The sequence below is a fragment of the Flavobacterium ranwuense genome, from assembly GCF_004349315.1.
GTDB lineage: Bacteria > Bacteroidota > Bacteroidia > Flavobacteriales > Flavobacteriaceae > Flavobacterium > Flavobacterium ranwuense.
This window is the reverse complement of sequence record NZ_SMLH01000011.1, coordinates 1-14,452: the sequence shown is the minus strand read 5'-3', so window position 1 is coordinate 14,452 and position 14,452 is coordinate 1. Positions and strand designations below refer to the sequence as shown.

The following is a 14,452-nucleotide window of genomic DNA, read 5'->3' as shown; positions in this document are numbered from 1 at the left end:
AAATAAATTATATGAAAGGTGTTTTATTAATTTAAAACGCCTTTTTTTGGAACTCTTTTTAATAAAATAGCACCAGCTATAAAAAGCAACCCAAAGAAAACAATTGCAAGTCTAGGACTTCCTGTAATTTGATCTATGATTCCGTAGACGCACATCCCAATAACAATTCCCACTTTTTCGGCAACATCATAAAAACTAAAAAACGAAGCAGTATCCTCTGTTTCCGGTAATAATTTCGAATACGTAGAACGAGACAATGCTTGGATTCCTCCCATAACAAGTCCTACTAAACCTGCAATTATATAAAACTGCATAGGCGTAACAATAAAATAAGTCACAATACATAAAATAACCCAAAAACAGTTAATTACAATTAGTGTAGGGATATTTCCAAATTTCTCAGAAGCTTTGGAGGTTAGAACAGCACCTAGAATTGCTACCACCTGGATTACTAATATGCAAATAATTAACCCTGTTGTACTTTCACTTTTAGATTCCCAAGCAATTTCTTGTGTCCCAAAATAAGTAGCAATAAGCATTACTGTTTGTACAGCCATACTGTAAACAAAGAAACTAAGCAGGTATTTCTTCAAAATAATATTTTCACCAAGTAGCCCCCATACTTTTTTTAATTCTCTAAAACCATTAAAAACTACGTGATGTGTCACTTTACGGTCTGCATTTTTATTCCCCTTTGGTAAAAAATAATAGGTGTATTGACTGAAAAGAATCCACCAGATTCCAACCATGACAAAAGAATAACGCATGGCTTTCATAGCGGCTTCTCCTTTGGTTCCCGATATCCCAAAAAGGTCTGGCATCATTACCATAGACAGATTAATAATCAACAGAATAATGCTTCCCACATAACCAAAAGAATATCCTTTGGCACTCGCATCATCTTGCTGCTCTACAAATGCAATATCTGGCAAATAGGAATTATAAAACACTAAACTTCCCCAAAAACCTATTAAACCTAAAAAATAAAAGAGCAAACTGATGTAAATATTTCCTAAACTAAACCAATATAAACCTATACATGATAAAGCTCCTAAATAGCAAAAAAACTTCATGAACGACTTTTTATTACCAACATAATCTGCAACGCCCGATAAGAATGGCGAAATTACAGCTACCAGTAAAAATGCCGCAGCAGTAACAAAACTAATCAAAGCTGAATTTTTGAAACTGATGCCAAACACAGAAATGTAATGCTCTCCGTCGGAAAATAAAGCTTGGTAAAATATTGGAAATATAGCTGTAGAAATCACTAATGGATAAACTGAATTTGCCCAATCATAAAAAGCCCAAGCGTTTAATAATTTTTTACTCCCTTTTGGTAAATCTGCCATATTGTTGTTGTTTGCGATGCGAATTTATTTATTTTTTGTTAAGAATGATCTAAAAAGCAAGTAATTTATGCATTAACAAATCATTAAAGAATGATAACAGCCGTAATGCTTTATGACTTAAATTAAAAAAAACAGGCTATCCCTTTCAAGGACAGCCTGTTTAACTGTTTTTATAATAACAGGTTGCTATCTGTAAATAATTCCAACTTTAGCAGCTAAAGCTTTTGCTTCTGGGATTAATGCTTTTAGATTTGCAATTCTTGTAGCATCAGATGGGTGTGTGCTTAAAAATTCCGGTGGAGATTGTCCCGCAGATTGTGAAGCCATTCTTTGCCAAAAAACAATAGATTCATCCGGGTTATACCCTGCAATGGCCATTAAAGTAAGACCAATTTTATCGGCTTCCGTTTCATGATTTCTACTAAATGGAAGCATTACTCCTACTTGAGATCCTAATCCATAATATTGTTGCCACATTTGTTGCTTTTCGGCACTTTGGCTACCAGTTGCAACCGCAACACCTACAGCTCCTAATTGTTGTAATTGAGCAGCACTCATTCTTTGTGCCCCATGATTTGCTAATGCATGAGAAACTTCATGTCCCATTACGGTTGCTAGACCTGAATCATCCTTCGTTATTGGCAATATCCCTGAGTAAACAACAATTTTTCCACCAGGCATACACCAGGCATTCACTTCTTTGCTATCTATTAATTTATATTCCCAACGATACTCATTCAAATATTGTGATTGCCCTAAATAGGTTAAATATTTTTCTGCAGCAGCCCTAATCCTCATTCCAACTGTTTCAACTCTTCTTGCATCCGCGGTTCCTACAATAACTTTATTTTCTTTTAAAAAAGTCCCATATTGTTGAAAAGAAGAGGGAAACAACTCACTGTTAGAAACCAAATTCAGGTTTTTTTTCCCTGTAAGGGGATTGGTAGCGCAAGAATAGATTAATCCTATTGCGAAAATTCCTAGTAATAAGTTCTTTTTCATAATTTTAGATTTAAATTTCTATACAAAAATACAACTATTATGAATTCTTTATTTATATAATTAAATTTAAATGTATCATTTTTTTGTTATTCACCAGTTATATGAAATGCCGTAAACTCCTTATCAACAATCAAGTAACCTTCATTTTCTAAAGTATTTTTATCAAACGATACTTCCACATTATCAATTTCGATCATTTTAACTTTAAATGGTAATCCAATAAGATTTATTTTATATTTAGAATAATTAGTATTGTATTTTCCTTCTTTATGCAGCTGAATAATCAGTTCTTTCTCTTTACCGGTTGTTTGAAATGACAAAAAGCTATATCTCCCTTTTTTATAATCATACCCATCTTGAGCATCTTCATAAACTACTGATTTTTCTTTTCCTTCTTTGTAGTAAATGTCTAATGTTAATTCATCAAATTCTAACTCTCCTACATATTGTTGCACCGGATATTTAGGAATTACAGCACCCGCTTTTACAAAAATTGGAATTTCATCGAATTTAGTATCTACCCAAATTTCTTTTCCACCTTTAACTTCTTCATTGGTCCAATAATTATACCACTGCCCTCTAGGAATATACATTCTTCTTCCTAAAGAATTTGGTTCTAAAATTGGACATACTAAAATTTGGTTTCCAAAAACAAATTCGTCATTTCTGTAATGGGTTTGAATATCTTCCTGATCATAATAAACTAATGGTTTCAACATTGGAATTCCCTCTTCAATATACTGCCAAAACATAGTATATAAATAAGGTAATAATTGATATCTCAAATTTACGAATTTTCTGGTGACGTCTATTACTTCCTCGTCAAATGCCCATGGTTCCTGGTTGCCATGATCACCAGATGAGTGGGTTCTGCAAAAAGGATGAAAAACCCCTAATTGAATCCAACGGGCATACAATTCTCCTGATGGCTGTTCTGCAAATCCTCCGATGTCAGAACCTGTGAAACCCATTCCGGAAATGGACATACGTTGCACTTGAATATTGGCAATCCACAAATGTTCCCAAGTGGCAACATTATCTCCTGTCCAAGAAGAAGTATAGCGTTGCGCTCCTGCGTATGCTGATCTTGTTATAACAAAAGGCCTTTTTGGATAAGCAAATCGTTTTACACCATGATACGTGGCTCTCGCCATTTGTGTACCATAAATATTGTGTGCTTTTCTATGGCTGCAAGGATTTCCATCGTAATCGTGACGCACATCCATAGGAAATGTTTTATTGGGAACTTCCATAACCGCAGGTTCGTTCATATCATTCCACACTCCTTTTACTCCAATATCTGAAATTAATTCTTTAAATAATCCAGCCCACCATTCTCTTACTGCAGGATTTGTATAATCTGGAAAATTACATTCTCCCGGCCATACTTTTCCTTTCATATATGGACCATCAGCTCTTTTGCAGAAATAATCTTTTTCTAAGGCTTCTTTATATACAGCGTATTCTTTGTCAATTTTTATTCCTGGATCAATGATTACAACTGTTTTGAAACCATCCTCAGCTAATTCAGCTACCATTCTTTTTGGATCTGGAAAATATTCTTTGTTCCAAGTGAAACAGCGAAAACCCTCCATATAATCAATATCCAAATACAACGCATCGCAAGGGATTTTTAATTCCCTGAATTTAGCTGCAACTTCTTTCAAATTGCTTTCGGGATAATAACTCCATTTACATTGGTGGTATCCAAGTGCCCAAAGCGGTGGCAATTCAGGCTTTCCGGTCAAATCAGTATAAGTAGTGACAACATCTTGCATTTGTGGTCCGTAAATGAAATAGTAATTCATTTCTCCACCTTCGGCCCAATAACTGGTTACATTTCTTCTTTCATGACAAAAATCAAAATAGGTTCTAAACGTATTATCAAAGAAAATACCGTACGATTGTTTGTTTTGTAATCCAATATAAAACGGAACTACTTTGTATAATGGTTCTTGGTCTTTTTGAAAAGCATATTGATCAGTCGCAAAATTTTCCAGTCTCTTTCCTTTCAAATTCATTTGAGTTGCCTTATCACCAAGTCCATAAAAGCATTCTCCATCTTTGGAAGCCTTACTCATTTTTACGATATTTCCACCATATTCATAGCTTTCTTCCCAATGAAAACCCAACTCATCCTCTAAAATAATATTATCCTCCAAATCAAAAATAGACAATCTCATATCTATTTTTTGAATTCTACATTTTACTTTACTGGTTTTTATCTGATAATAATCTTCTACTTCAGAAACCTCAAGAAAGTTATATCCATGAGAATGACTTTTATCAATTGCATAAGAAAAATCATTGCTGAAATACCCTTTTGTTGTAAATCTAAACCGGATTAAGCTATCTCTTAATACTGTCACTTTTAATATGACACTATTACCGGTATGAAAATATATTGAATCCACTTCATGCTCAAAAGAAACTATTTTTGTAGGATATAAATCTCCTTTATATTCTAATTCTGTATTTGTAATCATTTTATATGGTATTAATTTTAATCTTTTCTAGAACTCAAACTTACAAAATTACTTTGCAAACACTTACATATGTGGGTTTTATTCGCGAAAACGTTATAGTTTATTTCAATGTAACAATCAACAATATAAAATAATGGTTTCCATTATATGAAAACCATTAGCTATGTTTATTTTAAAAATGTGTCATTTTATATTTATGAAATTTTAAAAACGGTAACACTTAAAGGAGGCAAAAGCAACTCAGCAGAATAATCTCTTCCATCATAAGGCATGGCTTCAATTACTGTTTTTTTAGCGTTAGAAACTCCGCTTCCTCCATAATTTGAAGCATCACTATTAAAAATTTCTGTCAATTTACCTTTTTTTGGTAAACCAATTCGATAATTAGGACGAACAACTTGAGTGAAATTGCAAACTACAATTACATCGTTTTTTGGGTTATTTCCTTTTCGAATGAAAGACATTACAGCATTTTGATGATCGGAGTAATTAATCCATTCAAAACCTTCCGGGCTGAATTGTTTTTCATGCAACGCAGGTTGCGTTTTATACAACTTATTCAAATCAGTAATCAATTTTTTTACACCTTCATGATACGGATATTGCAATAAATGCCAATCTAAACTTCCTTCAAAATTCCACTCTCTACTTTGTCCAAATTCACTTCCCATAAACAACAATTTAGTTCCGGGATGCATAAACATATAGCCGTATAGTAATCTTAAATTCGCAAATTTCTGCCATTCATCTCCTGGCATTCTTCCCGCTATCGATTTTTTTCCATAAACAACTTCATCATGCGAAAGCGGCAACATGAAATTTTCCGAAAAAGTGTAGGTCATTGAAAAAGTCAAATCATTTTGATGGTACTTTCTATACACAGTATCTTTTTGAAAATATTCTAAAGTATCGTGCATCCAACCCATCATCCATTTCATTCCAAAGCCTAAACCACCAACAGAGGTTGGTCTTGAAACCATAGGAAACGAAGTGCTTTCCTCTGCAATCGTTTGTACTCCTTCATAATTTAGATAAACGGCTTCATTGAATTCCTTCAAGAAACTAATCGTGTCCAGGTTTTCTCGCCCGCCATAAATATTAGGCTCCCATTCTCCATCGTTTCTGGAATAATCCAAATACAACATCGAAGCAACGGCATCAACACGCAAAGCATCGGCATGATAATGGTGTAACCAAAATAACGCATTACTAATCAAAAAGGAACGAACTTCATTTCGCCCATAATTAAAAACTAAACTTTTCCAATCCGGATGATAGCCTTTTCTGCGATCAGGATGTTCAAAAAGATTTGATCCGTCAAAAAATCCTAAACCATGTGCGTCATCTGGAAAATGAGATGGCACCCAGTCCAGAATTACTCCAATTCCGGCTTCGTGCAATTTGTCAACCAAATGCATGAATTCTTGCGGATTCCCAAAACGGGAGGTTGGTGCAAAATATCCCACTAATTGATACCCCCAAGAAGGATTGTAAGGGTATTCCATTATTGGCATAAACTCAACGTGGGTGAATCCTGTCTCTTTTACATAATTTACTAAATCTTCAGCAAATTCGAGATAAGTCAAAAAACGGTTTTCTTCCGCATGACGTTTCCATGAACCTAAATGTACTTCATATACGGAATAAGGCTTGTCTAAACCATTATGATTTTGACGCGTTTCCATCCAGTTTTTGTCTTTCCATTTATAATCTAAATCCCAAACTACAGAAGCGGTATGTGGTGGTTTTTCACAGTAAAAAGCAAAAGGATCTGCTTTTTCAGTGATGATTCCACCATTATTGGATTGTATTTTATATTTATAGGTTGTTCCTTTTTTAACGTTTGGAATAAATCCTTCCCAAATACCGGAAGAATCCCAACGAACTGCTAATTGATGTTCGCCTTGTGTCCAAAAATTGAAATCCCCAACCACAGAAACCGAATGAGCTGTAGGAGCCCAAACAGCAAAATAAACACCATCTACTCCGTCAACCGTTATAAGATGTGCGCCTAGTTTTTCGTATAGCCGGAAATGTTTCCCTGATTTGAATAAATCGATATCAAAATCGGTAAAAAGGGAATGCGAGATAACTTTGCTCATATAACAATTGTATAATTCTATTTTTAGAAAAAGAATAGAATATTATTTTAAGAAAAAACAGTTTATAAATTTACTTTATGATGTAATTATCCGGTATAACTGCTCCTTTTTTGATAACAACAATTCCGTCTTTAATGGCATATAGTTCATTAGAAAAATCTTCTAAATGGCTTCCTCCATTGATGTAAACATCATTACCAATTCTGCAATTTTTATCCACAAGAGCATTATTTATAAAACATCTTTCCCCAATGCCTATTAATTGTTTATTGTTTTTAAGATCGTCATTCATATCACAAATATTCTGATAGAAATCATTACCCATTACATAACAATTTTGAATTACAGTTCCTTCACCTATTCTGGATCGAATACCAATCACGGAATGATTTATCTCTTTAGCATTCAAGATACAACCTTCAGAAATCAACGATTTGTCGACCATTGTTCTTTGAAATTTCGATGGGGGCAATAATCTTGGTCTGGTAAAAATTTTATTGTCGTTATCGAATAAGTTAAACTTAGGTATATCTTCAGTCAGTCCAATATTAGCTTCAAAAAAGGAATCTATATTACCAATATCAGTCCAATATCCTTCATATTGGTAGCTTAATATCTTTTTATGTCCAACAGCTTGTGGGATAATTTCTTTACCAAAGTCCTTGGTTTCTTTATTTGACATAATCTCTACCAACAATTTTTTGTTGAATATGTAGATTCCCATCGAAGCCAAGTAATGTTTTCCTTCGCTTTTCATTTGTTCACTTACATCCGATTCCCAATTTGGCAATAATTCTTTTGCAGGTTTTTCAATAAAAGATTCTATAAAATTTTCAGAATTTGTTTTTAATATTCCAAATTCAGGAGCGTCTTTAGCATTTACAGGTAAAGTGGCGATAGAAATATCAGCTTCATTGTCTATATGCGCCTCAAGCATTTCGTTGAAATCCATCTGGTACAATTGATCTCCGGAAAGAATCAAAGCATAATCAAAATCATGATTTAAAAAATGAGGCATACATTGTCTTACAGCATCCGCAGTACCTTGAAACCAAGTTGGATTATCAGGCGTTTGTTCTGCAGCAAGAATATCAACAAAGGCATGACTAAAAATACTAAAGTTATATGTATTTTTAATGTGTGCATTTAAAGAAGCTGAATTGAATTGTGTTAATACAAACATTCTATAAATATCTGAATTCATACAATTTGATATAGGAATATCGACCAATCTATACTTACCTCCTATTGGTACTGCAGGCTTAGATCTTGTTTCTGTCAATGGATATAATCTGGATCCTTGCCCTCCCCCTAAAATAATTGCAATAACATTTTTCTTTTTAACTTTCATTTTTTGTTACTTATTAAATTGTACATTTCTATGTATTCCAGACAAACTCTTTCCCAAGAATGATCAGTACTCATCCCTTTTTTTATAATTTTATTTAAATTATTTTTATCGTTATATAGATTTGCTGCCCTTTGAATCGAATAACAAACATCTCCAACAGTAGCTTGATCATGACAAATTCCATTTCCATCATCTCCAAAATCAATGACTGTATCTCTCAATCCACCCGTTCGTCTCACAATAGGTATTGTTCCATATCGTAACGAATACATTTGGTTCAAACCACAAGGTTCCACTCTTGAAGGCATTAATAAAAAATCAGAACCTGCATAAATCAAATGAGCTAATTCTTCATTATATCCAATAAAGGTATTGTAGTTGCCCTTATAATCCGACAATAAACTGTTTAATTGATTTTCAATAATTGGATTTCCAGAACCTAAAATTAAAATATTAATTTGTTGATAATTTTCCGATAAGGCTAACGCTGCTGCATGTGGCAATAAATCGCCTCCTTTTTCTTCTAATAATCTACCGATAAAACTAAAAAGTGGTTTTGTTGGGTCCAGATTAAAGAGATTACATAACTTTTCTTTATTTTCTTGTTTCCCTTTTTCAAAATTTTTAATTGAATAATTCTTTTCCAGCATCGCGTCTTTAGCCGGATCCCATACTTCGATATCAATTCCGTTTAAAATCCCTCTAGATTTATAACGTACCAGATTAAACAAGGATTCTAATCCATTAGCCGAATAATTGATTTCGTTTAGATAATTGGGTGAAACTGTAGTTACAGCCCAAGCGCACTTAATCCCTACTGCGAGTGAATTAATACACTTATCCCATTCTAAAACATTCACATGAGCCAAATCGAACTCCGGTATATAATGTAATTTATCAAAACCAAACTGTCCTTGATACAAACCATTATGAATGGTAATCATAGATGGGGTATTTCGCAATTTTTCGTATTTATGACAATACAACATCATAAATGGAATCAAACCAGTATGATGATCATGACAGTTAATTACGTCCGGAACTTTATTTCTACCTATAATCCAATCTAAAGTGGCAATTTGAAAAGACAAAAAACGTTCAATATCGTCTTGATATCCATAAACATCTTTCCTGTCAAATAATTCCTGAATTTCTACCAAATACAATTCAAAACCTAACTTATCCGTTTTTTCTTTGAGAACACTAAAAGGAAAATTAAAATTCCCAAACTTCACATTACCCCAATGTACGCATTCAAAATCATTTTCTTTTTTGAATTTTGTGTCATAACAAGGCATCACTACCCGTACTTGATGTCCAGCATTATTTTGATATTTTGGCAATGCGCCCACAACATCAGCTAAACCTCCTACTTTAGCTACTGGGTAACATTCTGCACTAATATGAAATATTTCCATTTATGAAATTTTGATGTTTTAGTTAATACTATTCAATTATTTAATATTTCCGTCTTTTATGTTAATACCAATAAAAACTTTATAAAAAATATTACTTTTATGTTTTTCTAAATTTACTAAAAAAATTATAATATAATAACGCACTTGAAAATTTATTGAAATGACAAAGAAAACTTCCATTGATACACAATTATTAAAAATTCCTAAGATTATTTTATTAACCAGTAAATTAATCTCTTTTATTTCTCCAAAACTAATTACATCATTTGCTGCTAAACTCTTTACAACACCCATAAAACATAAAATTCCAAAAAGAGAATTAGAGATGGATCGAAATAGCATTCAAAAATTAATCAAAATTCCTGCAATTAATAAGGAGGTCGTTTTATATCAATATGGTAAAAGTGAGAAGAAAATTTTATTGGTTCACGGTTGGTCAGGGCGCGGGACACAATTATTCAAAATAGCCGATGAACTCGTAAAAGCAGGATATTCCACTATTAGTTTTGATGCGCCAGCTCATGGAAAATCACCCGGAAAAACTACCATTATGGTCGACTTTATCGCTACAATTTTAGAAATAGATAAGCAATTTGGTCAATTTGAAGCAACAATTGGCCATTCATTAGGAGGAATGTCAGTTTTGAATGCTATAAAAAAAGGCTTAAAAGTAAATCATGCCGTAATTATCGGCAGTGGAGATATTGTAGAAGATATTATGGATGATTTTGTAGCTAAATTAGAATTAAAACCAAAAATAAGCACTCTTTTGCGTTTGCATTTCGAGAAAAAATACGGAGAAAAAATGAATAGTTATTCTGCTTTTTTAGCAGCTAAAGAAACTACTATTCCAGTTTTAGTAATACATGACAATAATGACCCTGAAGTACCTGTAAAGGCAGGAATTCACATTCATGAATATCTAAAAAACGGAGAGTTACTTTTAACAGATGGATTAGGACATCGAAAAATTCTAGGAAACCATAAAGTAATTGAAAAAATAGTTCAGTTTATTCAAATCAAATAACTGAATTACAATAGTATACAGTAAATAAAAATTTTAATTTTCAAAGTCTCCACGAGATAAATAAAGAATCCTAATTTTTTAATAAAAAACAATAAAATTATGAAATATCCTGTAGAAAAAACCGAACAAGAATGGAAAGAACAATTAGGCGAAGAACGCTATCGTATTCTTCGTCTAAAAGGAACCGAATATCCTCACACGGGAAAATACAACTTGAATTTCGAAAAAGGAACGTATTGCTGTGGTGCCTGCGGAGAGCCTTTGTTTGAAAGTAACTCTAAGTTTGATGCGCATTGCGGTTGGCCGTCATTTGATGAATCCATTCCCGGAAAAGTACAATACATTTCGGATGTTACACACGGCATGAAACGTACTGAAATCTTGTGTGCAAATTGTGGCAGCCACTTAGGCCATGTATTTGATGATGGACCTACAAAAACCGGACAACGCTATTGTGTGAACTCTTTATCTGTTGATTTTAAAGAATAATCCTATGGATTTATTTGAAAATTCTACTGATTGGGCTAAAAATTTAGAACCCATTCTAACGAAATATAAAGGAAAAAAACATCCGCTGGAGTATCATAATTTATACCAACTTATGGTGATGGTCGTTTTATCAGCACAGGATTCCGATACCAATATTAATAAAATTGCTCCTATCCTATTTGAAGCGTATCCTAACATGGAAAGTTTAGCTATCTCTAATATTGAAGCATTAATTCCGTACATCTCTAAAGTCAGGAATTTTGGAACCAAAGCCAACTGGCTTTTGGAAATAGCGCAAACCATCCAAAAAGATGAAAATATTCCGCTTACGATGGAAGGTTTGTTTGCTTTAAAAGGCATTGGAAGAAAATCAGCTAACGTAATTCTTCGCGAAGCAAAAATTCCAGCAGAAGGAATAATCGCTGATTTACATGTTATTAGAGTGGCTCCAAGAATTGGAATTATTACAGAAACCAAAGACGGAATTAAATCCGAAAAACAGCTCATGCAAGTGCTGCCAAAAGAAATTTGGGGCGAAATCGGGATGGCGATTTCATTTTTGGGAAGAGAAATTTGTCGTCCACAACCCAAATGTCCAGAATGTCCTATTAACTCCATTTGTGAATATTATAAAAAAATAAAAGGGTAAAAGTGAATCACTTTTACCCTTTTAAATGTTTTTGAAATGCATTTATTATAAAAAAGAAGGTTTAAAGCCTGGTTTTAAACGTTTTTTAGATGCTTGTTCATAAGCATAACCCAATCCTATTAATTCTCCTTCAGTATACGGTGTTCCGAAAAAAGATAATCCAACGGGTAAATCATAAACCACCCCATTAGGAACCGTAATATGTGGATATCCACTTGCCGCAGCAGGAGAAGTCAAAGAGTATCCTCCCCAGCGATCGCCGTAAATCATATCAATACTACAAGCTGGTCCCATGGTAATTCCGCAAATAGCATCTAACTTATTTTCTTTAAAAACCGTATCTAAAACACCTTTACTTCCTTCAAAACTTACAGTCAATGCTTCTGCATATTTTTTGTCATTCAATCCTTTTTTAGCATTAGAACTCTCGAGTGTTTCTTGTTTAAAATAAGGCATTACTTTATCTTCATTACTGCTATTAAAATCAATTACCTCTTTTAAAGTTTTTACTTTTGCATTGGCAGTAGCCAAATATTTATTTAATCCGTCTTTAAATTCATATTGCAAAACTTCAAATTCGGCTTGACCCAAAGCATTAATTTTATCAAAATAGTCAATTTCGATAATGATAGCGCCTTGCTTTTTTAGAAGAATGATAGCATCTTCTAAAAGTGCATTAATGTATTTATTATTTCCCTGTGGCTTTTTTTCAATACCAATGCGTTTACCTTTCAAAGCATTTACATCTAAAAACGTAGTATAATCCTTTTGTGTATTAACTTTACTTTCAAGAGTTACAGAATCGTCTTCATCAACAGCTGAAATTGTTCCTAATAAAATAGCTGCATCAGTTACGGTTCTCGCCATTGGACCAGCTGTATCTTGTGTTTTTGAAATTGGAATAATCCCAGATCGGCTAACCAAACCTACTGTTGGTTTAATCCCTACAATTCCGTTTACCGAAGCCGGACAAACAATAGAACCATCAGTTTCTGTTCCAACAGCAACTACACAAAGATTGGCTGACACAGCAACTCCAGAACCCGCACTGGAACCACATGGATTGTGGTCTAAAATGTATGGATTTTTAGTTTGACCGCCTCTGCTGCTCCATCCGGAACACGATTGGTTTGAACGGAAATTAGCCCATTCACTCAAATTTGTTTTCCCTATAATTATTGCTCCTGCCTCTCTAAGTTTTTTAACTACAAAAGCATCTTTTGAAGCAATATTCCCTGTCATTGCAAAAGATCCAGCTGTTGTTTGCATTTTATCCGCTGTGTCTATGTTATCTTTTATTAAAACAGGAATTCCATGTAAAAGACCTCTGTTCTTACCAGCTTTCAATTCTTTATCCATTGCAACTGCTATGGATACTGCTTCCGGATTGATTTCGATAACCGAATTCAATTGAGGTCCATATTTATCAATAGCTTCAATGCGTTTCAAATACAATTGTACTAATTGTTCCGAAGTATATTTTCCAGAAGCCAATTTCTCTCTTAAACTACTGATGGTTTCTTCATCCAGTTCAAACACTTCATTAGAATCTTCAATTGATACTACATTTTTATCCTTTTTGGTACTCGATGTGCAACCTGTAATCAAAAGTGTGGTAAGACCTGCTGACGCTAAAGTTGCAGTAGTTAAAAAAGATCTTCTTTTCATATATTAAATTATTTATTTGGATAAATATTCACAAAAATTAATTTTCTAAATTACTTTTTTTTTATCAAATACTATAAACTATTAATTGGAACAAACGTTAAAGTTTAATGATTTGTCTAGTAACTTCTTAAAAATCAAAAAACAGTCTCATGCAACTACTGCAAACTGTATAACAAAGGTATAATCGAACTCCGAAACATTCTTATAGTGTATGAATACCTGCCAAAGTCATTTCTTACAAAAGAAGGAATTTTCAAAATTAATCACGACAAAATGACTTTCAATAACTTTTTGGTTGCCTATGGTCAATCTGATTTAAAATGAATCGTTATTTACAAAACGTATTCAACTTCATTACTCCTAAAACGGTGTTTTGAGAGGCGCATTTTTACTAAATTCAAAATATATCAATGCCAGCTCTTTGTCTAAAGCCTTTACCTTGTTTAGCTTAATACTCGAAAAACTATGGGCCTTTCATTATTATTAATACATAACCATCTTAGACATTGGTGCTGATAATACCGGAACATGTGTTAATTTATCCAATAACGTAGTTAAAGAATTAAATATTGAACATAAAGTTGCAGTTTATTTTTTTGATGCCATAAATTTAAGTCAATTAGAAAATCATTACGATTTAATCATTACAACTTGGTTTACAGTTGGGAATTTTACTTTTGGGAATTATAATCTATTACCCGAAAAATTTTATTTACCAAAAAATGAAAATTTCACTACTATTTTCTCCAATACATATAAAATATTAGATATTTATGGCGAAATATTAATTGGTGCTTGTTATATCGACAACGAAAATACCAAGAAAAAACGAGAATTATCGTATCATAAAATATCATTTACACAACTTGATCCTTATGATTATGCCATGCAAGTACGAATAAAAAAGC

10 protein-coding genes are annotated in these 14,452 nt (G+C 33.0%); 3 read left to right on the top strand and 7 right to left on the bottom strand.

The window, feature by feature from the left end:
* Positions 1-26 precede the first annotated feature (26 nt).
* From E0I61_RS14835 to E0I61_RS14810, 6 genes are all read right to left on the bottom strand, one after another.
* The gene (locus tag E0I61_RS14835) at positions 27-1,352 is read right to left on the bottom strand and encodes an MFS transporter (RefSeq protein ID WP_132072378.1); all 1,326 of its coding nucleotides are present in this window, start codon (positions 1,350-1,352) and stop codon (positions 27-29) included.
* A gap of 186 nt (positions 1,353-1,538) precedes the next feature.
* Positions 1,539-2,354, bottom strand: a complete 816-nt coding sequence (locus E0I61_RS14830; protein ID WP_132072376.1) for a M48 family metallopeptidase — start codon at positions 2,352-2,354, stop codon at positions 1,539-1,541.
* Positions 2,355-2,440: 86 nt separating this feature from the next.
* The gene (locus E0I61_RS14825) at positions 2,441-4,840 is read right to left on the bottom strand and encodes a glycoside hydrolase family 31 protein (protein WP_132072374.1); all 2,400 of its coding nucleotides are present in this window, start codon (positions 4,838-4,840) and stop codon (positions 2,441-2,443) included.
* A 194-nt stretch (positions 4,841-5,034) separates the two neighbouring features.
* On the bottom strand, positions 5,035-6,942 hold the full coding sequence (glgB, locus tag E0I61_RS14820; RefSeq protein ID WP_132072372.1) for a 1,4-alpha-glucan branching protein GlgB: 1,908 nt from the start codon (positions 6,940-6,942) through the stop codon (positions 5,035-5,037).
* Positions 6,943-7,012: 70 nt separating this feature from the next.
* The gene (locus tag E0I61_RS14815) at positions 7,013-8,293 is read right to left on the bottom strand and encodes a glucose-1-phosphate adenylyltransferase (protein ID WP_132072370.1); all 1,281 of its coding nucleotides are present in this window, start codon (positions 8,291-8,293) and stop codon (positions 7,013-7,015) included.
* Positions 8,290-9,711, bottom strand: a complete 1,422-nt coding sequence (locus tag E0I61_RS14810; RefSeq protein ID WP_132072368.1) for a glycogen synthase — start codon at positions 9,709-9,711, stop codon at positions 8,290-8,292. Before E0I61_RS14810 ends, E0I61_RS14815 begins: the two co-directional genes overlap by 4 nt.
* Positions 9,712-9,871: 160 nt before the next feature.
* Between E0I61_RS14810 and E0I61_RS14805 the strand changes: the two genes are divergently transcribed.
* The 3 genes from E0I61_RS14805 to E0I61_RS14795 all read left to right on the top strand — a co-directional run bounded on the left by E0I61_RS14805 (position 9,872) and on the right by E0I61_RS14795 (position 11,876).
* Positions 9,872-10,738 carry an alpha/beta hydrolase gene (locus E0I61_RS14805; RefSeq protein WP_132072366.1) on the top strand — a complete coding sequence of 289 codons (867 nt, stop codon included), beginning with the start codon at positions 9,872-9,874 and terminating at the stop codon, positions 10,736-10,738.
* A 99-nt stretch (positions 10,739-10,837) separates the two neighbouring features.
* A complete protein-coding gene (gene msrB, locus E0I61_RS14800; protein ID WP_131997513.1) occupies positions 10,838-11,227 on the top strand; it encodes a peptide-methionine (R)-S-oxide reductase MsrB in 390 nt (129 codons plus the stop codon).
* A 4-nt stretch (positions 11,228-11,231) separates the two neighbouring features.
* Positions 11,232-11,876, top strand: a complete 645-nt coding sequence (locus E0I61_RS14795) for an endonuclease III domain-containing protein (protein WP_132072364.1) — start codon at positions 11,232-11,234, stop codon at positions 11,874-11,876.
* Between the two features lie 45 nt (positions 11,877-11,921).
* On the opposite strand, the gene E0I61_RS14790 is transcribed toward E0I61_RS14795, so the two are convergent.
* A complete protein-coding gene (locus E0I61_RS14790) occupies positions 11,922-13,544 on the bottom strand; it encodes an amidase (protein WP_132072362.1) in 1,623 nt (540 codons plus the stop codon).
* Between the last annotated feature and the right edge of the window lie 908 nt (positions 13,545-14,452).